Here is a 22,996-nt window from a genome sequence, read left to right on the forward strand (position 1 = left end):
TTTAAGACTTAGTTTCTAGCTCTTCCTAAACCATAGCAGAGCTGGGACCTCACGCAAATTCGCTACTCCCTTAAAACCCTGCTACAGAGTTCTGACCTTATAAACTTCTTTGCAGAATCCCTTCATGCTATTAAAGACACGCTCCGCCTTTTTCTCTGTACGACAGAGGGCAAAGACTGTTGGACCAGACCCACTCATCAGGGCAGCATCCGCACCACACTTGAGCATGCGGTCCTTGACCTTCTGGATAAAAGGCTTCCGAGCAATGGTAATGTCCTCCAAAGAATTCCCCATGTGGGCTACGACACCATCAAAATCCTGAGCAACCAAGGCAGTCCTGAGACCATCGATGTCAACCCGCGAAATCTTGTCAGGTTCAATCTCCTTAAAGATAGTTCGCGTCGAAATCCCAAAATCCGGTTTCACGAGAACAACCCAGTAACCAAATCGACTATTGAGGCACTCAACAATCTCGCCCTTGCCGCTGATAAGCGCACAGCCAGCATTGAGACAGTAGGGCACATCGCTCCCTATGGCAAAGCCAATCTCAACCATTTCTTCCTGCGTCATCTGCAAGTTCCACAATTGATCCAAGGCCCGAATAGTCGCAGCAGCATCAGATGACCCACCACCGAGACCAGCACAGATAGGGATATGCTTCTCTAAACTAATCTCCACACCAGTCGTCAGCCCGTACTTTTCCTTAATCAGTAGGGCCGCCTTATAGACATCATTTTTATCATTGAGGGGCATGCGATGACTATTAGAAACCATGACGATTTCATCTGTCGGTAAATCGCGAACCGTCACGTAATCGTTGAGATCGACACTAGTCATAATCATGGCCAACTCATGATAGCCATCTGGACGCTTGCCCACAATATCCAAGCCCAAATTAATCTTAGCCGGTGCTTTTTCGATAATTTCCATAGACACTCCCCCTTTCCGTCAGCAATAATAGTCCCATTATAACAAAAAAATCACCTTAAACCTAGTTCAAATTGATACTATTTTTACATGGTCGGTAGTTTCAGTTTACTCAAAAATAAGAATAATAAGTGAAATCCATCTAAATCTTACCCACTACCAATGAAAAACAGAACTTAGTCTGAGACTAAATCCTGTCGATTTCGCTAGATTTCTCATACGACATTCTGGTTGAGTGATCGCTAGAGCTTACTTTGAAAATTCAGATCTATTTTTAAAGTTCATATATCATTTAAAAACTTGATAATGGGTGATAGTATTATAGAATACAATATGTTATAATAAAGGAGTTATTTAAAGTTTTAAGGAGAATTTTATGATTAACGCCTATAAACAGTTTTGGAAACGTTATACTGATTTTAGTGGTCGCTCAAGTCGCTCAGAATACTGGTGGTCCTATCTTTGCCAAGTCTTGATTACTATTCCATTTTCCCTTATCCTCTTCTCTGGTGCGATGTCCGTCTTTATGTCAATTCTTCCTTACATTTCAGAAAGTGGTGAACTAACTGGAATATCTGAGGAAATGGTTGCCTCTATCATTTTAAATCAACTCTTCTCACCCTTGATGATTTTCGCCTGGTTAGCCCTGCTGATTTTTGGACTAGCCTCTATCGTTCCAGGTCTTGCAATTACGGTTCGTCGTCTTCGCGACGCTGGCTTCCACTGGGCCTTCCTCTTTATTTCATTGATTCCTTACGTTGGAGGCTTAATCCTAACCGCCCTCCTCATCTTCCCAACCAAAGAAAAAGAGCAAGACCAAGCAAATAATAACTTTAGAGAATAGTAACAAGAGTCATCCAAGTGATGACTTTTTTCATAACCTTTGTATAATTGCGTTGAAAACGCTTTACCAAAAAAAGGAGTTCCATCATGACAGAATCATCTCCAAAACTACTGACTATCAGTCTATATGTCTTGATAATCTATCACAGTCTAACCATTCTGACCTCTCTGCTGAGTGTAGTATCTAGTTTGGGTTTCCTCAGTAATCCTGAGCAAAATGTCGGTATTGCTATGATTTTTATCCTCGGCCTTGCAGAAATCCTCTTCTCAACCTATGTCATCTGGATGACTTGGACCAATCTCAAACATTTAAAAACACAAACTGGGAGCTTTGACTCTATTCCTTATTACATCGCCATAGCTCTTGTCCTTTTATCCCTTCCCTATTTATTCGCATCTATTAATTGGACTGGTCTAGCTTTTAGCCTCTGCTACTTGGCCTTTCTAATAGCCATCATTTTCCAGGATAGTAAAGTCTAGCACTTATCTTTTTGATTGAAAACAATAAATTTCACCTAATCATTAGAAAAATATGATAGAATAAGGCTATCAAACTTTAGGAGGTTTATATGATTTCATATGAAAAAGTGAGGCAGTCTCTAAGATCAACGACCATTGGTATTATAATAGTCTCTATTATTGAGGTCATTATTTATGGATTTGTCTTGGGAGGTCTAGTCCTCACTCAAGCTATGCTGACAAATGATGAGTATCGTGCACAATTGGATGCACAACTAGCCTCGCAAGGGATCAGTAGCTCAGATGTCGCTGCCACTATCACCCCACTAGACATGGCTCTTTTGGCCTTTTTTGCCTTGATTAGCCTCGTTATTACAATCTTTGCCATTATCAATCTTTCGCGTTTGAAACATGGCAGAGCGATTATCATGGTTCCCTACTATTTGGGAGTTGCCTTCGCTGGATATGGCATCATCTCTGGTTTACTGAAATTCGCTCTCGTAACCGTAGCAATCCAGGCCCTTATCCTAGCCCTCTTCATCTATGCTCTCCTACAGGCTCGAAAATTACTGGAAGTAGAAGCTACTGATAACGATAATTTTTAATTAAAACCCAAAGAGGCTGGGCGTAAAGTCCAACCTCGCTATATAGAATTCGTTTTAACATTTTAACGCAGTAGTTGAATGGTTGTTTCGTTGACGTTTTACGCTCCGAACCAAGCCTATTCAACTATGCGGGGGTGGGGAGACGAACTCTTTTTTTGCTTTTAGGAGTTCCTTCCCACTCCCTTTTATAATTCTAGGAGAATACTACTCTTGCTGTCCTCCAAGTTGGTCAGCGTTACTCCCAGTAAGCGAATGCCTGAGGCATTTTCTTCTAAACTGTCAAAAATATGACGGGCATGGAGATTGATGAGGTCTGCATCGTCGGTTGCTACCTCCAAGGTTTCCCGCTTGGTCAGTGTCGAGAAGTCAGCATAGCGGACCTTAAGGACAATACTCCTGCCCTTACGCCCATGCTTGTGCAAACTTGCTGCCACGCGCCTAGCATTTTTTTCAATCTCAGCAAGAATATCTTCCTGGGTAAAAAGAAGTTTGCCATAGGTTCGTTCACTACCAATCGACTTGCGGATGCGATTGGGCTTGACCGGTGAATTTGAAATTCCCCGAGCCTTGCGGTAGAGTTCATAGCCGAAACGGCCAAACCTGTCAATCAGAACATGTTCGGGAACCGCCTGTAAATCCGCCCCCTTGTAAATGCTCATCTCATGAAGTCGCTCAACTGTCTTTTTTCCCACACCATGGAACTTCTCAATGGGGAGCTCCTTTAAGAAATCCTCCGCCTGGTCTGGCAAAATCAGTGTCAAGCCTTTAGGTTTTTCAAAATCCGAAGCCAATTTCGCTAGAAACTTATTGTAGGACACCCCAGCTGAGCAAGTTAGGCGGAGTTCCTGCCAGATATCATACTGAATCATCTTAGCCACCTTGACTGCTGAGGACAGTCCCAGTTTATTTTCCGTGACATCCAGATAGGCCTCATCGACCGACATGGGCTCTACCAAGTCCGTATAACGGTAGAAAATCTGCCGAATTTGCTGGCCAATTTCCTGGTATTTTTGATAATTACCCGAAATAAAAACAGCCTGAGGACAGCGATTATAGGCCTCCTTAGAGGACATGGCCGAGTGTACACCGAACTTCCTGGCCTCATAATTACAGGTTGAGACGACACCCCGTCCACCTGTCTGTCTCGGATCGCTCCCAATAATCACCGGTTTTCCGACTAGCTCAGGATTGTCCCTTTCCTCGACCGCAGCAAAAAAGGCATCCATGTCAATATGGATGATTTTTCTGGACCGATCATCAAGCAAGGGATAAACTAGCATCGCAACCTCCGTTTTTCTTCACACTCAGTCTATCATGTTTTAGAAAAAAATTCTGCTCTAAGGCTAATTTGACAGCAAGGCTCTGCTATTTGATAAGATGTTTTCATGAAAACAGAATAGTTTTTTCACGAATGTTTCAAAGAAATACATATTTATAATACAGATTCTCCGGACTCAATCACTGTATTATAAAAGAAACCGCTAAAAACCTCGGTTTTTTCTGTTGCAATCGGTTACTATGTGATAAAATAAACTTGTAGCTGTAACAGATAACTGTTACTAGAAAATAGGAGAACACAAATGGCAACTGTTAAAACTAACACAGATGTTTTCGAAAAAGCTTGGGAAGGCTTTAAGGGAACTGACTGGCGTGAAAAAGCAAGCGTAACTCGCTTTGTTCAAGCAAACTACACCCCTTATGATGGAGATGAAAGTTTCTTGGCTGGCCCAACTGCTCGCTCTCTTCACATCAAAAAAATCATTGAAGAAACAAAAGCTCACTATGAAGACACTCGTTTCCCAATGGACGTAGATCGTGCAACTTCAATCGCTGATATCCCAGCTGGTTACATTGACCAAGAAAACGAAGTGATCTTCGGTATCCAAAACGATGAGCTCTTCAAACTTAACTTCATGCCTCGTGGTGGTATCCGTATGGCCGAAACAACTCTTATCGAGAACGGCTATACTCCAGACCCACTCTTGCATGAAATCTATACTAAACACGCTACTACTGTAAACGATGGAATCTTCCGCGCTTACACTTCTAACATTCGTCGTGCTCGCCACAGCCACCACGTATCTGGTCTTCCTGATGCTTATTCTCGTGGCCGTATCATCGGTATGTACGCTCGTTTGGCCGTTTACGGTGCTGACTTCTTGATGCAAGAAAAAGTCAACGACTGGAACTCAATCACTGAAATCGACGAAGAAACTATCCGTCTTCGCGAAGAAATCAACTTGCAATACCAAGCCTTGCAACAAGTTGTTGCCCTCGGTGACCACTACGGTGTTGACGTTCGTCGTCCTGCTGAAAACACTAAAGAAGCTATCCAATGGGTAAACATCGCCTTCATGGCAGTTTGTCGTGTGATCAACGGTGCTGCAACTTCTCTTGGTCGTGTGCCAATCGTTCTTGACATCTACGCTGAACGTGACTTGGCTCGTGGAACTTTCACTGAGTCTGAAATCCAAGAATTCGTTGATGACTTCGTGCTTAAACTTCGTACTGTTAAGTTCGCTCGTACAAAAGCATTTGATGAAATCTACTCTGGTGACCCTACGTTCTTGACTACTTCTATGGCAGGTATGGGTAACGACGGTCGTCACCGTGTTACTAAGATGGACTACCGTTTCTTGAACACGCTTGATAACATCGGTAACTCTCCAGAACCAAACTTGACTGTTCTTTGGACTGACCAATTGCCTTATTCATTCCGTCGCTACTGTATGGCAATGAGCCACAAACACTCTTCTATCCAATACGAAGGTGTGACAACAATGGCTAAAGACGGTTACGGTGAAATGTCATGTATCTCATGTTGTGTATCACCACTTGATCCAGAAAGCGAAGACGAACGCCACAACATCCAATACTTCGGTGCTCGTGTCAACGTTCTGAAAGGTCTCTTGTCATCATGGAACAACGGTTACGACGATGTCCATAAAGACTACAAGGTCTTCGATGGCGTTGAACCAAACACTGACGAAATCTTCGACTATGACAAAGTTATCAAGAACTTTGAAATCGCCCTTGACTGGTTGACAGATACGTATGTAGATGCCATGAACATCATCCACTACATGACTGACAAGTACAACTACGAAGCTGTTCAAATGGCCTTCTTGCCAACTAAACTTCGTGCCAACATGGGATTCGGTATCTGTGGATTTGCCAACACTGTTGACTCACTCTCAGCAATCAAGTACGCTCAAGTTAAACCAATTCGTGACGAAGATGGCTTCATCTACGACTACGAAGTAACTGGCGACTTCCCACGCTACGGTGAAGATGACGACCGTGTAGATGACATCGCGAAATGGTTGATGGAAGCCTTCTTCACTCGCCTTAACCGTCACAAACTCTACAAGAACGCTGAAGCAACTGTGTCTATCTTGACCATCACTTCTAACGTGGCTTACTCTAAACAAACAGCTAACTCACCAGTTCACCGTGGTGTATACCTCAACGAAGATGGTTCAGTGAATACGTCTAAAGTAGAATTCTTCCCACCAGGTGCTAACCCAACGTCTAAATCACGTGGTGGTTGGTTGCAAAACTTGAACTCACTCGCTAAATTGAACTTCAAGCACGCAAACGACGGTATCTCATTGACAACTCAAGTTTCTCCACGTGCACTTGGTAAAACATTTGACGAGCAAGTTGGTAACTTGGTAACCATCCTTGACGGTTACTTCGAAAACGGTGGTCAACACGTTAACTTGAACGTTATGGACCTTAACGATGTCTATGAAAAAATCATGGCAGGCGAAGATGTTATCGTACGTATCTCAGGTTACTGTGTCAACACTAAATACCTCACTAAAGAACAAAAAACTGAGTTGACTCAACGTGTCTTCCACGAAGTCCTCTCCATGGATGATGCTGCTAAAGAATTATCTGGCAACTAATCTATCAAAAAATAGGATTTAGCCTAGCTAAGTCCTGTTTTTTTAATTTTAAAATCCTTACTAGATGAGGCAGAGTGACACAGATAGAACGTAAGTTTGCTAAGTAAATTTTACATTCGCAAGTTTGGTTTTAGAGGAATCTATAGCCGAATGACAAGCTTTGAAACAAGGCGGTAAGATGCAGACAGTACTTGGGTATGACAAGTCGAAGACAAGGATGTCGCAAAGTTAATTCAATAGACTGATATTTTTTCCTTTTACGAATGATAGAGTGAAAGGAGTTTTATTATGAAAAAAATTATACTCGTTGTTCTCTCACTCAGTCTTGCCCTGATTTGTTTTAGTCTGGCCACTTCTGCAGATAGTGTCACAAACCTCCCCTCTGATGGTTTGCCACAGCTGACCATCACCGAAGTCAAGGCTAAAATTTCTAAAAAGGAAACCTTTTATCTCCTTGTAGGTCGTGAGGACAATGTGGATACTCAGCTAGCTCAGAGACAAGTCCAAGAAGCCCAGTCTTCTGCCACCAAACCCATCTACTTCCTCTCCACCAAAGGGATGGACAGCAAGACCTATAAAGCCTTTACGAGAAAGTACAATATTCGAATTGCCGCCCACCTCGCAACCTTCTCTGACCGCAAACAGACCTCGGTATATGATAAGGAATGGACCAATGGCCCAGCCTTGGTTGAATTTTTAACAAGTTTGTAAACCCCTACCATTGAGGTGATACCAATAACGTGATTTCAACCAACTCTTAAAACTTTCTCAATCAATATAGACTGTCTCTTAAAAACAAATATTGGCATTTCCAGACCAAAAGTTCATTAACTAGGGCATTACAATTCATCTAGGCTAAAATAAAACCGCTTCGTTCTTTAATAAAGTTCAATGTCGTTATCTATGCATGGGTAAGTCTTGGTCTCTTCATCTATGGATAATTTTCTCAAAAAGATAAACAATTGAAGTTTAATTTTCTCATTTAAATCTTATTGTAAGAATGTTTGCTTATTCCTCATAGATATGTGATATGTTTTCTTGGACTTGTTACATAATTTTATGGGAATTTGATACATTCACTTGATAGAATACGGTATCTTACGGAGGAAAATATGATGGATAAGAATAAAGTTATTTTGGGACAGTCTTTAGCCTTAGCTGCCCTAGCAACAGCAGGTCTAACCCTATCGTCTGAAGCTAAAGCAGATAGTTACACCATTGCATATGGGGATTCGTTTTATAGTATTGCTCAGGCTTATGGTATAGATGCCTATGAACTAGCGGCAAATAATGGCATGGGAATCTATGATCTTATTTTACCCGGACAAACTCTTGAAGTGCCGCAGGGAAGCCTTTCAGCAGAGGTTACAACTGAACAAACGGTAACAACCACTGTTGCTTCTGAAAATGGCTACTATTTAGAGGGGTACGACTATGAACAAGGAATTAATTATCCTGTCGGGCAATGCACATGGGGTGTTCAAAAATTAGCCTCATGGGTCGGCAATTTTTGGGGGAATGCCTCTGATTGGGCAAGTAATGCTCAAGCTGCTGGCTTCGCTGTTGGACAGACACCTACAATTGGTTCGATCATTGTTTGGAACGATGGGTCTTATGGCCATGTTGCCTATGTAACGGCTATCGCAGATAATGGACAAATTCAAGTTTTAGAGGCAAACTATAACGGTAAACAATGGATTGACAATTATCGTGGCTGGTTTACTCCTAGCAGCTCGGAAGGGATCATCTCTTATATTTACGCCCCATAAAGAAGAAGGCAGAGTAAAAAACCTAAAAAATAGAAAATGCATAGAACATCGCCATAAAAAGGGGCTCTATAATTTCTGTAGTGGGTAAATTCCCCGCAGAGATTATGGAGCCTTTTTGAATGTAGAAAAAAGTCCCATATGACTTACAATGAAAAGCGACTAAACCATCATTAGAAAGGCTCATATGGAACAGTTCAATTTTATCACAAACCTACTCGGAATAAAAGACCCTAATATTACGATTTTGGATGTCATAGATGCTGGAACCCACAAGGAAGTCCTCGCCAAGCTGGAGTACCAAGCTCCCAAATGTCACAACTGCCAAGCTCAGATGGCTAAATATGACTTCCAGAAAGCCTCCAAAATACCTTATTTGGAGTGCGCTGGCTATAAAACCCTGATTCGTCTAAGTAAGCGCCGTTTCCGCTGTTCTAATTGCGGGAAAATGGCTGTCGCTGAAACTTCACTGGTCAAGAAAAACCACCAAATTCCCGTCATTCTCAATCAGAAAATCGTCCAAAAATTGATGGAGAAAGTCGCCATGACAACCATTGCAGAGAGTTTGGCGGTGTCAACCACAACGGTCATCCGAAAGTTAAAGGAGTTCCAATTCAAGACAGACCTAACCTGGCTGCCAACTAACATGAGCTGGGACGAGTACGGTTTCAAGAAAGGCAAAATGAGCTTCATTGCGCAGGATTTCGATTCGTTCAAAATCATCACAATGGACATGTTCAGCCCTTACTACGACATCGCTAAAAAACTGTTTCCGAATGCCAAAATCGTCCTTGATCGTTTCCACCCCTCGCTTTCGAATTTCTTAGCTCGAGGCTAAAATAGTCCACTGGACTATTTTACTCCAACACATGAGCTGTGCCATGAACAGACTACGCGTCCAAATCATGAACCAGTTTGACCGGAAGTCCCCTGAGTATCGGGAACTCAAGCGCTATTGGAAACTGATTCAGCAGGATAGTCGAAAGCTCAGCGATAAACGCTTTTATCGCCCGACTTTTCGCATGCACTTGACTAACCAGGAGATTGTCGCTAAGCTGCTCAGCTATTCCTAAGAACTGAAAGAGCATTACGAGCTTTATCAGCTCCTACTTTTCCATTTCCAAGAGAAGCAAGCTGACCAGTTTTTTGGACTTATCTATGAGGCTCTGCCAGCTGTCGATCCTATCTTTCAGACAGTTTTCAAGACCTTTTTGAAAGATAAGGATAAGATTGTCAACGCTTTGGAACTGCCTTACTCCAACGCTAAACTCGAAGCGACAAACAATATCATCAAGGTCATTAAGCGCAACGCTTTTGGCTTTCGGAACTTTGAAAACTTTAAAACTCGTATTTTCATTGCCTTGAACAGTGCAAAGGGCTGGGGATAGCCCTTTGCAGCTTGTCTCCCGAAAATGCGGGAGAGACAAGAACGAGAGAAGACAAGTCCTGTCCTCTCTCGGTGTTAAATAGGGCAACCCACTACAGTTGACAAAGAGCCTAAAAAGGCTGTTTCTATGCATTTTTAGTTTATTTATTTTTTGAAGAAAAACTAGAATTAAAACGATGACTCAGACGCTTCATGTTCATATAGGCTTCATGTCTTTATGAACCTTATGCTCTCATAAAAAACATTTATTTTAATACGGGCCCCGTCAGACCAATATTCTTATTTCTTCTGTCGATTTTTTCGGTAGTAAAACATTTCAACTCCAGGGAGTAAAACTAAAGGACCGATGAGTAAAAAGAATCGAACAAGAGCGAGAAACCCACTAAGCCAACTTATCCCCCCAGAAAAACGGTCACTGCAGTAGAGAGCGGACTAGGATCAGGACTCCATAGTGTAGGTACCATATCATTGAAGCAGGATAAAGAATCAATAACCCAAGAAGTCAATTAAACTCTTCAAAACTTACAGCTAATAGATGGTAAAGAGACCACGATAAGAGTGGAAATGATGAAACAAGAAAACCAGTTATCCGAATCTTCCTATCTGTTTTCATCGTAAACTCTCCTTAATCACATCCCGTAACTCCCGACGTTTTGCGATCCATAGCGGTCTATCATCATAGTTGTAGGTGCGATTGGTCAAAAAGATAACAGCCTGGTGGGCTCTGCGATTAACCATGACAAAAGGTCCGGTATAACCCGTGTGGTCAATCCAGTCTCCGTCTAAGTTCCAACCTAGGGAACGTGGCTTGTCAGGACTACCATAATTTTGCCAAAGATTAGAGGCAAAGTCATCCTCTAGATAGTGCTGGCAGAATTGCTTTAGGTCTTCTATCGTTGAAAACAAACCTGCAGAACCGCAATGGACACCCAAGACCTTGGCCTTGGGATCATGGACCTGTCCCGTAGTAATCCCTTTAACCGTAGGAACGGCTTCTAGACGTGGACCAAAACTCGTCTTAGCCATTCCCCATTTCTGGAAAATACGTTCATCAAACAAGACATCCAAGGGCTGATCCAAGGGCTGACCCAATAGCTTTTCCAACAAAAATCCCAGTAAAATAAAGTTGATATCCGTATAATGGAATCCTTTATCATCTGTGACCTTAATCTCATGAATGGCCTGTTTAAGGGCCGTTTCATCTAAATCGTCTCGATTTGGAATAAAGGGATCGATACCAGAGGTATGGGTCAATAGTTGGCGAATGGTCAGACTAGAATCCTCTACTTGGGGATAATACGATTTCAAGGCTCTGTCTAACTCCAACTTCCCCGCCTGAATCAGAAAAATCAGCAGGGTCGCAACTCCTACAACCTTAGAGACTGAAGCTAGATCATAAACCAAGCCTGGTTCTGTAGCTCTGCCATCTTCACTCTCTCCAAAGTAAAATTCCTGCCAAACTCCTTGGTCAAAAATGGACAAACTCGCCCCAGGATAAAGATTATCTGCTATTTGCTCCTTAATCTTCTCAAGAATTGCTTCCATCTTATTTTTTAAACCAGAGTTCTATCTTGCTGGTATCTGAGATGACCAGTACCGTTTCTTTCCTATCCAAATAAACGGACAAGCCCTTGTCTTCAAAATAGGTCTTAAGAGCCTGCATGTCTTGGTCCTTAGGTACCGCAAACTCCAAGATTTCAAGATCCCAGGCAACATTAGGTTCAAGCTGTAAATCTGGTCCTATAACCTCTTTAAACCCAATTGATACAGGCAGGGTCTCACTAAAAATAGCATCATAAAAATCTGTCGCAACTGTAGAATCAGGAACATTAAGAACAAGGCCAGAAACTTCAAAATCTTGGAGACCTTGGAAATCAGGAACAGGTACCAACTCCGGTCTCACACACACTTCAAGACTTTCAAGGTCATTTTCAGCATGCAAAATAATCCTATCATTTTCAGGAGATAAGACCTCAAACGCGTATGCTTTGGTGCCTCGATAAACTTGTACAATAGACTCCGAACTGGCTAAAAGTGCCTCAATGTCTTTAGGGTCTTTGGCTTTAATGTAGAGTGTATTCAATTTTTTAGGACCCTCAACAGCTCGAGTTCGCATAGAAGGCGATTCCTCAATCACAAAGCGAGTCTCTGTCTGCGTATGCCCTGAGAAGAGGGCAATAGCATTTTCTTCATAGTAGCACTTGAAACCTAAAATGGTCTCATAAAAAGCAATGTTTTGATCGCGATTATTAACGCGTAATACAGGGTATGTAAAGGTTGTGTTTTCTAATACTGTCATTCTTTTTTCCTCGTCCTATTATTGTAAATAAAAGTTATCCATTTGACAAGAATTTATAGGCAATGCTCACCTCTCTGTCAAAAAAGGCAGTTATCCCTAATAGCAACATTTTTAGCCTATCCTAGCAATACTAGACGGAGACTTGATAAATTTTGACATCAGCCACCATAATAAATTAGAATTTTTTCAAAATAGATTCTAGCTGAATCATGAGAAAAGAGGCTCTAGGAGCCTCTCTAACGATAGAGGATAATATAAAGTCCTGCTGCGGCCAAGGCTCCAAGTATAGGAATCAAAGCTGGTACCCAAGCATACCACCATCGTGACGAACCTTTACCGGTCCCTAAAATCGATTTTGGCAAGATATGGTGCAGCAAACGAGGAGATAGATCTCTAACTGGATTGAACGCTCCTCCTGATACGCCTCCTAGAGCTAAAATGAGCCCCCCATACAAGAACCCTCGCGTTAAGTAAGTTAAGCTGATACTAGCACTCAGAACATCTGAAATTGTCGCAAAAGCTTGGGCTGTCGTATAAGTCCCCTTATATTGGTTAACAATCGTCTGTACACGCTCAGCCCCAAAATAATGAGTCGTCAAGGCCAGGACTCCGAACACAAAAACAAAGGTACCAATAAACTCTGCGGTACTCGTAGCAACCAAGATTGGGCCACGACTTTGTCGCTTCTGCTGATCAAGGGTTGGTACAGTTGCAAAAGCTGATAAAATGTTTGCAGGATTGCGACTATTTAAGAAAAACGTATTATAAATGGCAACCAGCAAAATCTGTCCAAAGAAAGCACCGAAGAATTGGGCGACAAGATAGGGGAGAACATGGGCCCAAGAAAAGTGCCCGGAAGCAGCTAATCCAATCGTCACTGCTGGGTTAACGTGAGCTCCCGATACATTACCAAACATGACTGAAACTACCAGCAAAGCAAGACCATAACCTACTGCAATTACAGGCCAGCCTGCATTAGTCATCTTGGTACCTTTTAAACGAACATTGGCAATGACCCCATTTCCAATTAGGACAAAAATAGCGGTCGCAAAGAACTCACTAATGTACTTCACTGCCCAAGAATAATTCATAGCACTCCTCTTTCTAACTGTTTCAATACCCATACGAGAAGGGGCAATCGCAAGAGAAAAGCTCTGCCATTGACCCCATCAAAATCTTTAATAGTAAATTTAGACAATCTTTATTTTATCAAGTATAATGAGTAATGTAAAGGCAGGAGCAGTAATAAAATAAGATTTAATGTTTTTAATGGTTCTGTTACCTCAATTTGTAGAAAGAGACCCCGCTATGAAATATAATCAATACTCCTACATCACCCCTAACCAAGACCAAATACTTGCAGATTGGGCAACCTTAGGCCTGACAATAGATCAAGGTCAAGAGGGCAAAAAACAGTTAGAAGACTTTGTCCGCCAGCTCTTCTTCCACTATCCCAACACTGATATCCCTCTGAGCAATCTCCTGGCGAATTGGGAGACGGATCTACTGAGTTTCTTTCAGTCCGACCAATCGCTGACGAAGAATGTTTTTGACATGGTTGCTCTGCAACTACTGGACTTTATTCCTGGTGTCGACTTTACAGACCTTGAAAAATTCATGGTTGATATTAACTTTCCTGTCCGCTATCAGGAGGAAAATATCCTCTCAAGTCTCCACCACTTGCTGGCCAGCCGGCGTAAGGATGGCGTGACGCTAGTTGATTTCTTGGTCAACCAAGGCCTCATCCCTGCCGACAATGCCTACCATTATTTTAATGGCAAGAGCCTAGCAACCTTTGATGCCACTCAGGTCCTCCGCGAGGTTGTCTACGTCCAGGCCCCTGTCGATACCGACCAAGATGGTGACTTGGACCTGATCAAGGTTAGCGTTATTCGACCAAGAACCAACCACAAGGTCCCTGCTGTCATGACCGCCAGCCCTTATCACATGGGAGTTAACCCGGTTGCCAGCGACAAGCTAATCTATAAGATGGAAGGTAGTCTAAGTGTCAAGGAGCCTAAGACTATAACGGTTGAAGACCGTGACTTCTCACCTTTAGACACACCTGAACTCGATTTGCCAGAGGGGCCAGCTGAAGAAACTTTTGCCAGCATTCGTAGCTTCACCCTCAATGATTATTTCCTTCCACGCGGTTTTGCCAACCTCTATGTATCCGGCGTTGGGACAGCGGGCTCCACAGGCTTTATGACCTCTGGTGACTATCAGATGATTGCCGGCTATAAGGCTGTCATTGATTGGCTCAATGGCAGAGCAGTCGCCTTTACCAGTCCCCTACGCACCAAGACCGTTCAGGCCAATTGGTCCAATGGTAAGGTCGCGACAACTGGAATCTCCTATCTAGGAACCATGTCAACAGGGCTTGCGACGACTGGTGTCGATGGCCTCAAGGTCATCATTGCAGAGGCTGGCATTTCTTCCTGGTATGACTACTACCGTGAAAATGGCCTCGTCAGCAGCCCTGGAGGCTATCCAGGTGAGGACTTGGATAGTTTAGCTGCCTTCACCTACTCACGGAGCTTGGTTCCTGGTGATTTTCTCCGTCAAAAAGATACCTATAACCGCCTCTTGCAAGACCTCCTCATCAGCCAACTAGACCGCGAGACCGGTGACTACAATCAATTTTGGCATGACCGTAACTACCTCATCCACGCCGACAAGGTCAAGGCCCATGTGGTCTATGTTCACGGCCTCCAAGACTGGAACGTTGCCCCAAGACATGTCTATAACATCTTCAACCGACTGCCTGGAACAGTTCAAAAGCACCTCATTCTCCACCAGGGACAACACGTCAACATGCATAACTGGCAATCCATTGACTTCCGTGAGAGCATGAATGCCCTATTAACCAAGGAATTATTGGGACTGGACAATGATTACGACCTGCCGACTGTCATCTGGCAGGACAACCAAGGTGAGCAGACTTGGTCAAATGTCGACCAATTTGGTAGCGGTGACTGGCAGGTCTTCTCACTGGGGAATGGCCAGCAGACCATCCCTAACGCCTACCCGCAAGAGCAATTTGAAACCTACTGCAAGGACTTTAATGCCTTTAAAGCTCAGCTATTTGACGGTAAAACTAATGCTGTCGTGATGGATATCCCGCTGACAGAAGACCTGACCATCAACGGACCTGTTCAGCTGAATCTGACGGTTAAATCTTCGACTAACCTGGGGCTCATCTCTGCTCAACTGCTGGACTTTGGGCCAAGCAAGCGCCACGGGGATACGCCCCGGATGGTCGCTCCCAAAACGGTTGACTACGGCCGTGGATTCTCCAAGGACAACTTGGAAGAATTGCCTTTTGTAGAGAGTCCGCACCGCGTCATCACCAAGGGAAGCCTCAACCTGCAAAACCGGACTGAGCTACTAACCGTTGAGGCTGTAGAACCAGACCAATGGATGACCTTGAGCTATGACCTACAGCCAACCATCTACCAGCTCAAGGCAGGAAATCAGCTTCGTCTGGTCCTCTATACAACCGACTTTGAGCACACGGTTCGCGATAACCAAGACTACGAACTGACTGTCGATCTGGACAAGTCTTCAATCAGTGTTCCTAGGTAATAATACTCACTCAAAATCTCAATAGACAAGGCAGGTTGACGTAGACATAACTAGTGTTAGGCAAGGAAACCTAACAACGTATAAGTTTGATTTTGAAAGAGTATAAAAATAAAAGACTTGATCAAGCATCAATAAGAATGCTTGACCAAGCCTTTTTTGTTCTGCTTTAAACACAATAATCAGGGCTCAGAATGCTAGTTAACCTCGATTCTACAGAAGTACCAATTGTTTAAGATTTTACACTCTAAACTGCTTCAATCGCAGAGCATTAAGTAAAACAGAGACGGAGCTAAGGCTCATGGCTGCACCTGCCAGCATAGGATTAAGAAGGGGACCGCCAAAGAGATAGAGGAGACCCATGGCAATCGGAATCCCGATAACATTATAGGCAAAGGCCCAAAAGAGGTTCTGCTTGATATTACGCATGGTCGCCTTGGAGAGCTTCATGGCTGTCACAACAGTAGTCAAATCTTGCGACACCAGAACGACGTCCGCTGACTCAATGGCCACATCCGTTCCTGAACCGATGGCTAAACCGACATCTGCCTGAGCAAGAGCAGGCGCATCGTTGATGCCATCCCCAACCATGGCAACCACCTGGTCGCCTGACTGGAGTTCCTTGACATGACTGGCCTTTTCTTCCGGCAGGACCTCACTCAGGACACGGTCGATTCCTAATTCTCTCGCGATAGCCTGAGCGGTAGTGGTATTATCACCCGTCATCATCACCGTTTCGATTCCCATCTTATGGAGTTGGGCAATAGCAGAGCGACTAGACTCTTTCAAGCGATCCGCAATAGCTATCAGGCCGATGAGTTCCTGACCGAGCGCAACGAAGATTGGAGTCTGGCCAGAACTGGCTAATTTCTCTGCATCTGTTTGAGCCTCAGTCAGTTCAATTCCCTGCTCAGTCATCCAGCGGGCATTGCCCAGGTAGAGGGACTGACCATCTACTTGAGCCACTAAGCCATGACCTGGCACGGCTTGAAAGTCGGTCATATTTGGTAAACTCAAAGCTTGCTCCGTCGCTTTCTGAACAATAGCTTCTGCCAGAGGATGCTCTGACCCTTTTTCTGCAGAGGCTGCAAGAGCGAGGACTTCTCGGTCCGACAAGCTTCCATAGGTCAGGAGTTTTGTGACCTCGGGCCTTCCTTGAGTCAAGGTCCCAGTCTTATCAAATAAAACGGTCTGAACTGCTTGAAGTCCTTCAAGGGCTGGAGCAGATTTGATTAAAATCCCGTGCTCCGCTCCCTTTCCTGTCCCAACCATAATGGCAGTCGGAGTGGCCAGCCCCAAAGCGCAGGGACAGGCAATAACCAAAACGGCTATCAGGATACTGAGGGCAAACTGCCAGGACTGACCACCGAGGCTCCACCAGGCTAGGGCAGCCAGAACTGCCAAGCCCATGACTACGGGGACAAAGACCGCTGATACGCGGTCAGCCAAGCGAGCAATGGGAGCCTTGGACCCCTGGGCATCTTCAACCAGCTGGATAATTTGCGACAACATGGTGTCTTTCCCAATTTTTTGGGCTTCAAACTGGAAGGATCCATTCTTGTTGATAGTTCCTCCGACGACCAAGTCTCCCTGGGTCTTTTGAACCGGTAGCGCCTCACCTGTCAGCATGGATTCATCAATGCTGGAAGAGCCTTGAGTGATAGTACCGTCGACAGGTATTTTCTCACCAGGACGGACCAGCAAAATCTGACCCACTTGAACTTGCTCTAGAGGTATATCCTTTTCTTGGCCATTGTCAAGAATCCTAGCAGTCTTTGGCGCTAGTCCCATAAGGTGCTTAATGGCATCCGAAGTCTTACCTTTGGAAACAGCCTCCAAATACTTGCCCAGGGTAATCAGGGTCAGAATCACACCTGCAGATTCAAAATATAAGTCTGGATGAGCTCCGCTATGGTCCACAGAACCCAGCCCCAGAGCTATTGTCGTGACTAAGCCCTGCAAGAGGGCAGCAGTCGTTCCTACTGCAATCAGTGAATCCATATTGGGATGACCCTTAAAGAGGGTTTTAAAGCCCTTGGTATAAAAGCTTCGACCTAGATAGACCACTGGAAGCACCAGGAGAATCTGAGCCAGGGCATAGTTCAGTGAACGGTGCTCTGGATGCAAAAAGTGAGGCAGGGGCAGGCCACCAAAGGGCAACATGGGACCCATGGCAATATAAAGTAAGGGAACCGTAAATAGGGCGGACCAACTAAAACGACGCCAGAGTTGTGCTGTTTGGGATTCTTTTTTAGCTGGGGTCTCTTGATTATCAGCCTTTAGGCTAGCCTTATAGCCACTAGCTTGAACTCCCTCTTTGATGGTTGCAACATCCACCCTTTCTTTATCGTAAGTGACAGAAAGGGTTTCTGTTGCCAAATTAACCACTGCCTCCGACACCCCATCTAAGCTTTGGACGGCTCGCTCAACTGTTGCGGCACAGGAAGCACAGGTCATCCCTTCGATGGCAAATTGAATCTTCGCTTTATTTTGAGAATCCAGTGACCTGATGTCATAGCCTGCTTCCTGAACGGTTTCTTGTAAGTCCTCAAAGGTCAAGCGTTCAGGGTCGAAATCAATCGTCACTTTTTCCCTTGCCAGATTGACACTGGCTTCTCGAACACCTTCGACTTGTTGAAGAGCCTTTTCAACACTTGCAGCGCAGGAGGCACAAGTCATGCCAAGGACTTGGTACTGTTCTTTCATGATTTCTCCTTCTCTATCGTTTACATCTGTAAATATATTATAGCCTAATGCCGGAGAATTGTCTACAAACGTAAATTTATTATGGTTTTAAAAAGATCCCTAGGGATCTTTTTAAAAGACGAAGATCAAAGCTAGACAGACCAAATCAATCCATCAACCCCAAATGCCAAGCAGTCATAATCTTATCTTAGGACAAGCGTCGTTTGAATTCCTCATAGCCAAAAGATTTGACGGCGGTGAGCTGATTGTCCCCATCTGCCGCCATAATAGTGGCCAGTGGCATGCCGTTGAAGGTATTAGTCTTAACCATGGAATAGATGGCCATGTCGCAGAAAATCAAACGACTCCCAATTTCCAAGGGCTGATCAAAACTATAGTCGCCGATGATATCACCGGCCAGACAGGTTGGCCCACCAAAACGATAGGTGTAGGCCTTCTCACCAGGCTGACCACTGCCGATAATGTCAGGCCTGTAAGGCATCTCCAACACATCAGGCATGTGGCAGGTCGCAGAGGTATCTAAAATAGCATTGTGCACGCCATGGTTTTCAGTCAGGTCCACAATCCGCCGCAGGTCAGAACAGATGCCATAGTAGGTCGGGTTGTTGACTAAGACAGCCTTGACCTCCGAATACTCAGCCAGGGTCTTCTCCAGCTCTTCCAGGGGCATCCCCGTTGAAATCTCCAGTTCAGGCTGCAAGGGAGTGGTCACATAAACTGGTAGGCCACCACACATGACCAGGGCATTGATGACGGATTTATGGACATTGCGGGGCAGGATAATCTTGTCTCCTGCCTTGATGGTCGCAAAAATCATATTCTGCACCGCACCGATTGTTCCATTGACCATGAAGAAGGCATAGTGGGCCCCAAAGGCTTCCGCTGCCAACTCTTCTGCCTCCTTGATGACTGAAACCGGGTGGCCCAGGTTGTCCAACATCTTCATGGAGTTGGCATCCATGGACACCGCCTGTTCTCCTAGAAAGGCCGTCAGGTCACGACTGGACCGTCCCCGCTTATGGCCCGGCACATCAAAGGGCACCACCCGCCGCTCCTTGAGGGCTTTTAAGGCCTCTACAATGGGCATTCGCTCTTGCTTCATCTTTCTCCTTCCACACAAAAAAAACTCAAGCAAGGAAGCCTTGCTTGAGTCTGAGTTGGTTAAAATCCTGCAAAAATCCCACCCCACCCGGTGATTGTGACTTTTTGTGTAGAACGTTAGAGTCTATATAGCATGTCTTACTTTTACTACTCTTACCAATCGTTTTCACAAGCATAAGGTCAACCTTATGTCATAAAAAATTTGAGTCGACAGCCTTAGCCATCTCTTCAATGGGCGCGAAGCCCCTCTACTACATCAAACCTGTTTCTTTCATCGCCAAGCCTGTATATTCTGGTAGCAGTGACTCGGTCAATTTATAAAAACAGCAATAAGTTTGGCAAAGTAATACTCGCCTCTCTCGTTCGCAATATGATTTGCAAAGGCCATACTGCACTATTTTAGAGAAAATAGCAATGTTTTTTTATTTTTCCAAAAAAACATTCGCATTTTGTTTTTGTCATCAAACTAATTTAGAAGTTATCATAGAGAATAGAACCTTAAGATTTCCTTCTTTTGCTTACGTTACCCCTACTGCCTCTATTTATTTTTTTGAGGATATTTCTGTCCTAGTGAAAAACAAAAAAAGAGGCCATAGGGACCTCCTTTTGATTAGTCTTCGTTTACGTATGGTAAAAGTGCCATTACACGTGCACGTTTGATAGCAGTTGTTACTTTACGTTGGTTTTTAGCTGAAGTTCCAGTCACACGACGAGGAAGAATTTTTCCACGTTCTGAGATGAAACGGCTAAGAAGCTCAGTATCTTTGTAATCAACATATTCAATTTTATTCGCTGCGATGTAATCAACTTTTTTACGGCGTTTGAATCCGCCACGACGTTGTTGAGCCATGTCTTTTCTCCTTTATATATTTCTAGTGAGGCTATCAGTCTTAGACTGCTCAGCCATTCGTCCATCTAAATTAGCTTAGAATGGAAGATCGTCGTCTGAGATATCCACTGGACTTGTATTGCCAAATGGACTATCGTCACGACCGAAGTTTGGTGTTGATTGTGTTGGCTGCGCAGAATAACCACCCGCTGTGTTGTTGCCACCTCCAAAGGAAGCGTCAAATCCACCAGCATTGTAGCCACCACCCTGGCCTTCACGTGTAGCACGACTTTCCAACATTTGGAAGTTTTCCGCCACAATCTCCGTTACATACACACGTTGACCTTGTTGATTTTCATAGTTACGGGTCTGAATACGACCAGTGACCCCAATCAAGGCACCCTTTTTAGCCCAGTTAGCCAAATGCTCAGCTGGCTGGTTCCAAATCACACAGTTGATGAAATCGGCTTCGCGTTCGCCATTTTGGTTCTTACGGATGCGGTTAACCGCCAGGGTAAAGGTTGCTACAGCAACATTATTGGGTGTGTAACGCAGTTCAGCGTCTCGGGTCATGCGACCGACAAGTACTACATTATTAATCATAAAACACCTGCTTACGCGTCAAGTTTGACGATCATGTGACGAAGAATGTCAGCGTTGATTTTTGACAAACGGTCGAACTCGTTAAGAGCGACAGCGTCAGTTGCTTCAACGTTAACGATGTGGTAAAGTCCTTCACGGAAATCTTGGATCTCGTATGCAAGACGACGTTTTTCCCAATCTTTTGATTCAACAACAGTTGCACCGTTGTCAGTCAAGATAGAATCAAAACGTTCTACCAAAGCAGCTTTTGCTTCTTCCTCAATGTTTGGACGAATAATATAAAGAATTTCGTATTTAGCCATTGATGTTTCCTCCTTTTGGTCTAATGACCTACACTCCTTGGCGCAGGTAAGTGAGGGATGCTCACAAGACACTATTCTATCAAAAAAAATCCATTCTGACAAGCAAAAACATCGTGTTCGCTCCGAAAAGTTAGTAACTAGAGGAAACAAAAAAACTCAAGGATAGAAATTCCATCTTTCCCTGAGTTTTAATAGTGATTACTGACGTTTTCTTAAGCCTGCAGCAATACCGAGTAACACGATGAAACCTCCCATAAGTGTTACAAATGAAGCTTGGTCACCAGTTTTGGGTAATGATTTTTTATTGGTTGTTGAGCTTGTAGTGGTTGGATTAGCAGATGGCTTAGGCGAACCTGTTCCTTTGTTGGAGGATGTCGTAATTGTAGTTGATGTTGTACTATCTTTAGCAACAATAGCTAGAGCAGCAGCTGTTGATGGCTCTTCAGCTTCGCTATTGGCATGTTTTAGACCCATACGGATAGCTTCAACTTCAGTCATCACTTGGTTCGTTTCACGATTATCGTTTCCAATATGCTCTTCATAATAGAAATAAACTTTAGTTTTCGTTAAACCTGTTTTTGAAACATAAACTTTACGGTTAGGATCTGAGCTGCCAATCTGGTTACTAGTAGTTGTAGTCGAAGGCTCAGTAGTTGACACCGTGGTGGTTGTCGTCGGAGCTTCAGTTGTTGTATTTGTAGCTGGTACAGTGGTTGTATCAAGAACAGTTGATTTTGTAGTTGTCGTAGTCGGTTCAGTAGTAGTTGGAGCCACAGTTGTTGTAATCGGCACAACTGTCGTGGTTGGAGCTGTAGTCGTTTGAGCTTCTCCTGACGGCAAGGTTACCCATTTTTCACCATAGAAGGTTCTATTCGTTGAATACGACACACCTTTGACCACAATCTTATAGATTCCTGATGGAATCCCCTCAGAGAAAGTTACTGTTCCTCCAGTATAAGCTGTTAAATCTTCGCTATGAGAATAAATACTAGCACTTCCACCCAATCCAACTTGATTACCCGCTTGGTCATAGGCTTCAATTGAAAAAGCTGTTGTAGAATCTGCTGCATTAATCAAATTCCCCGTAACACTAAGACGAGTATTTGAAAGAGGAGAAACATTAACGCTTAACCCTTCAGAAGCTGAAAAATCTATAGCACTAGCACCACTGAGAACATAGGTTCCCTTCTCGTTGCCATACTCGATTTCAATCAAGCTTGAATTTACTAATGTTAAATTATAAAAATCAAATCGACCATCAGCTGAGACCGGAGCTGTTCCCAAGGTTTTTCTAGCACCAGTTTCATCTAAATAAGTCAGATAGACTGTTGCATTTCGACCAATATTCCCCTGAGTTCCCCACTTGCTCGTATCCGCTTGACCTGTGATATGGTAACGATAACTGCTAAGAGAGCCATTAGGAAACACTTCTTTTGTCACTGTTGCACTAGCTATAGTTGACGGAAAATTTGCAGTATCAGCCGAGACAATATAAGTAGGTGAAACGATTGCTTGAACTCCTAAACCTGCAGTAGCCAATGTAACACTAGCTAAGAACCCATAAACTTTTCTCTTATTCATATCTGATTCTCCTTTAAATAAGCTTTCACTGTAATTATAGTCAACTGAAGATAAAAAATCAAATAAAAATACAAAAATTACGACACATTGTTCGT

General features: G+C 43.7%; 18 protein-coding genes and 1 pseudogene. 8 read left to right on the top strand and 11 right to left on the bottom strand.

Going from position 1 to position 22,996, the window contains the following annotated elements; genetic code table 11:
- Positions 1–81: 81 nt before the first annotated feature.
- Positions 82–930 (bottom strand): 4-(cytidine 5'-diphospho)-2-C-methyl-D-erythritol kinase, encoded by an 849-nt coding sequence (ispE, locus tag ACFORF_RS08365; RefSeq protein ID WP_380427248.1) that lies wholly within the window; start codon positions 928–930, stop codon positions 82–84.
- 373 nt (positions 931–1,303) lie between these two features.
- Here ispE and ACFORF_RS08370 point away from each other — a divergent pair, with 373 nt between their 5' ends.
- The 3 genes from ACFORF_RS08370 (at position 1,304) to ACFORF_RS08380 (ending at position 2,834) form a co-directional block, all read left to right on the top strand.
- Positions 1,304–1,771 (top strand): DUF805 domain-containing protein, encoded by a 468-nt coding sequence (locus ACFORF_RS08370; RefSeq protein ID WP_380427250.1) that lies wholly within the window; start codon positions 1,304–1,306, stop codon positions 1,769–1,771.
- 86 nt (positions 1,772–1,857) lie between these two features.
- A complete protein-coding gene (locus ACFORF_RS08375; RefSeq protein ID WP_380427252.1) occupies positions 1,858–2,250 on the top strand; it encodes a hypothetical protein in 393 nt (130 codons plus the stop codon).
- Positions 2,251–2,339: 89 nt separating this feature from the next.
- The gene (locus ACFORF_RS08380) at positions 2,340–2,834 is read left to right on the top strand and encodes a hypothetical protein (RefSeq protein ID WP_380427254.1); all 495 of its coding nucleotides are present in this window, start codon (positions 2,340–2,342) and stop codon (positions 2,832–2,834) included.
- A gap of 185 nt (positions 2,835–3,019) precedes the next feature.
- Here ACFORF_RS08380 and dinB read toward each other — a convergent pair whose 3' ends face one another.
- Complete coding sequence (gene dinB / locus ACFORF_RS08385; protein ID WP_380427256.1) at positions 3,020–4,114, bottom strand: DNA polymerase IV; 1,095 nt, start codon at positions 4,112–4,114, stop codon at positions 3,020–3,022.
- 300 nt (positions 4,115–4,414) lie between these two features.
- On the opposite strand from dinB, the gene pflB reads away from it, so the two are divergent.
- The 4 genes and pseudogenes from pflB (at position 4,415) to ACFORF_RS08405 (ending at position 9,899) form a co-directional block, all read left to right on the top strand.
- Positions 4,415–6,745, top strand: a complete 2,331-nt coding sequence (gene pflB / locus ACFORF_RS08390; RefSeq protein WP_380427258.1) for a formate C-acetyltransferase — start codon at positions 4,415–4,417, stop codon at positions 6,743–6,745.
- A 288-nt stretch (positions 6,746–7,033) separates the two neighbouring features.
- Entirely contained in the window at positions 7,034–7,456 is a 423-nt protein-coding gene (locus tag ACFORF_RS08395) for a hypothetical protein (RefSeq protein ID WP_380427260.1), read from the top strand.
- A 404-nt stretch (positions 7,457–7,860) separates the two neighbouring features.
- Positions 7,861–8,514 (top strand): CHAP domain-containing protein, encoded by a 654-nt coding sequence (locus tag ACFORF_RS08400; protein WP_380427262.1) that lies wholly within the window; start codon positions 7,861–7,863, stop codon positions 8,512–8,514.
- A gap of 184 nt (positions 8,515–8,698) precedes the next feature.
- Positions 8,699–9,899: pseudogene (locus ACFORF_RS08405) on the top strand (transposase).
- A gap of 608 nt (positions 9,900–10,507) precedes the next feature.
- On the opposite strand, the gene ACFORF_RS08410 reads toward ACFORF_RS08405, so the two are convergent.
- The 3 genes from ACFORF_RS08410 to ACFORF_RS08420 all read right to left on the bottom strand — a co-directional run bounded on the left by ACFORF_RS08410 (position 10,508) and on the right by ACFORF_RS08420 (position 13,288).
- Positions 10,508–11,443 (bottom strand): serine hydrolase domain-containing protein, encoded by a 936-nt coding sequence (locus tag ACFORF_RS08410; RefSeq protein ID WP_380427264.1) that lies wholly within the window; start codon positions 11,441–11,443, stop codon positions 10,508–10,510.
- A gap of 1 nt (position 11,444) precedes the next feature.
- A complete protein-coding gene (locus tag ACFORF_RS08415; protein WP_380427266.1) occupies positions 11,445–12,197 on the bottom strand; it encodes a CppA N-terminal domain-containing protein in 753 nt (250 codons plus the stop codon).
- 236 nt (positions 12,198–12,433) lie between these two features.
- Entirely contained in the window at positions 12,434–13,288 is an 855-nt protein-coding gene (locus ACFORF_RS08420) for an MIP/aquaporin family protein (protein WP_380427268.1), read from the bottom strand.
- A 217-nt stretch (positions 13,289–13,505) separates the two neighbouring features.
- Here ACFORF_RS08420 and ACFORF_RS08425 point away from each other — a divergent pair, with 217 nt between their 5' ends.
- The gene (locus ACFORF_RS08425) at positions 13,506–15,782 is read left to right on the top strand and encodes a Xaa-Pro dipeptidyl-peptidase (RefSeq protein ID WP_380427270.1); all 2,277 of its coding nucleotides are present in this window, start codon (positions 13,506–13,508) and stop codon (positions 15,780–15,782) included.
- 237 nt (positions 15,783–16,019) lie between these two features.
- Here ACFORF_RS08425 and ACFORF_RS08430 read toward each other — a convergent pair whose 3' ends face one another.
- The 6 genes from ACFORF_RS08430 to ACFORF_RS08455 all read right to left on the bottom strand — a co-directional run bounded on the left by ACFORF_RS08430 (position 16,020) and on the right by ACFORF_RS08455 (position 22,901).
- A complete protein-coding gene (locus ACFORF_RS08430) occupies positions 16,020–18,488 on the bottom strand; it encodes a heavy metal translocating P-type ATPase (RefSeq protein WP_380427352.1) in 2,469 nt (822 codons plus the stop codon).
- A 184-nt stretch (positions 18,489–18,672) separates the two neighbouring features.
- Entirely contained in the window at positions 18,673–19,587 is a 915-nt protein-coding gene (locus tag ACFORF_RS08435; protein ID WP_380427272.1) for an aminotransferase class I/II-fold pyridoxal phosphate-dependent enzyme, read from the bottom strand.
- 609 nt (positions 19,588–20,196) lie between these two features.
- Entirely contained in the window at positions 20,197–20,436 is a 240-nt protein-coding gene (gene rpsR, locus ACFORF_RS08440) for a 30S ribosomal protein S18 (protein WP_380427274.1), read from the bottom strand.
- Positions 20,437–20,511: 75 nt separating this feature from the next.
- Entirely contained in the window at positions 20,512–21,018 is a 507-nt protein-coding gene (locus ACFORF_RS08445) for a single-stranded DNA-binding protein (RefSeq protein WP_380427276.1), read from the bottom strand.
- Between the two features lie 11 nt (positions 21,019–21,029).
- The gene (gene rpsF, locus ACFORF_RS08450) at positions 21,030–21,320 is read right to left on the bottom strand and encodes a 30S ribosomal protein S6 (protein ID WP_380427278.1); all 291 of its coding nucleotides are present in this window, start codon (positions 21,318–21,320) and stop codon (positions 21,030–21,032) included.
- 198 nt (positions 21,321–21,518) lie between these two features.
- On the bottom strand, positions 21,519–22,901 hold the full coding sequence (locus ACFORF_RS08455) for an LPXTG cell wall anchor domain-containing protein (RefSeq protein ID WP_380427280.1): 1,383 nt from the start codon (positions 22,899–22,901) through the stop codon (positions 21,519–21,521).
- Positions 22,902–22,996 lie beyond the last annotated feature (95 nt).

Source organism: Streptococcus caprae, from assembly GCF_042649745.1.
In the GTDB taxonomy this organism is placed as follows: domain Bacteria; phylum Bacillota; class Bacilli; order Lactobacillales; family Streptococcaceae; genus Streptococcus; species Streptococcus caprae.

Bases quoted from the DNA above. Each gene is read 5' to 3' on its own strand.
- ispE (WP_380427248.1), bottom strand. From the start codon at position 930: ATGGAAATTATCGAAAAAGCACCGGCTAAGATTAATTTGGGCTTGGAT.
- ACFORF_RS08370 (WP_380427250.1), top strand. From the start codon at position 1,304: ATGATTAACGCCTATAAACAGTTTTGGAAACGTTATACTGATTTTAGT.
- ACFORF_RS08375 (WP_380427252.1), top strand. From the start codon at position 1,858: ATGACAGAATCATCTCCAAAACTACTGACTATCAGTCTATATGTCTTG.
- ACFORF_RS08380 (WP_380427254.1), top strand. From the start codon at position 2,340: ATGATTTCATATGAAAAAGTGAGGCAGTCTCTAAGATCAACGACCATT.
- dinB (WP_380427256.1), bottom strand. From the start codon at position 4,114: ATGCTAGTTTATCCCTTGCTTGATGATCGGTCCAGAAAAATCATCCAT.
- pflB (WP_380427258.1), top strand. From the start codon at position 4,415: ATGGCAACTGTTAAAACTAACACAGATGTTTTCGAAAAAGCTTGGGAA.
- ACFORF_RS08395 (WP_380427260.1), top strand. From the start codon at position 7,034: ATGAAAAAAATTATACTCGTTGTTCTCTCACTCAGTCTTGCCCTGATT.
- ACFORF_RS08400 (WP_380427262.1), top strand. From the start codon at position 7,861: ATGGATAAGAATAAAGTTATTTTGGGACAGTCTTTAGCCTTAGCTGCC.
- ACFORF_RS08410 (WP_380427264.1), bottom strand. From the start codon at position 11,443: ATGGAAGCAATTCTTGAGAAGATTAAGGAGCAAATAGCAGATAATCTT.
- ACFORF_RS08415 (WP_380427266.1), bottom strand. From the start codon at position 12,197: ATGACAGTATTAGAAAACACAACCTTTACATACCCTGTATTACGCGTT.
- ACFORF_RS08420 (WP_380427268.1), bottom strand. From the start codon at position 13,288: ATGAATTATTCTTGGGCAGTGAAGTACATTAGTGAGTTCTTTGCGACC.
- ACFORF_RS08425 (WP_380427270.1), top strand. From the start codon at position 13,506: ATGAAATATAATCAATACTCCTACATCACCCCTAACCAAGACCAAATA.
- ACFORF_RS08435 (WP_380427272.1), bottom strand. From the start codon at position 19,587: ATGAAGCAAGAGCGAATGCCCATTGTAGAGGCCTTAAAAGCCCTCAAG.
- rpsR (WP_380427274.1), bottom strand. From the start codon at position 20,436: ATGGCTCAACAACGTCGTGGCGGATTCAAACGCCGTAAAAAAGTTGAT.
- ACFORF_RS08445 (WP_380427276.1), bottom strand. From the start codon at position 21,018: ATGATTAATAATGTAGTACTTGTCGGTCGCATGACCCGAGACGCTGAA.
- rpsF (WP_380427278.1), bottom strand. From the start codon at position 21,320: ATGGCTAAATACGAAATTCTTTATATTATTCGTCCAAACATTGAGGAA.
- ACFORF_RS08455 (WP_380427280.1), bottom strand. From the start codon at position 22,901: ATGAATAAGAGAAAAGTTTATGGGTTCTTAGCTAGTGTTACATTGGCT.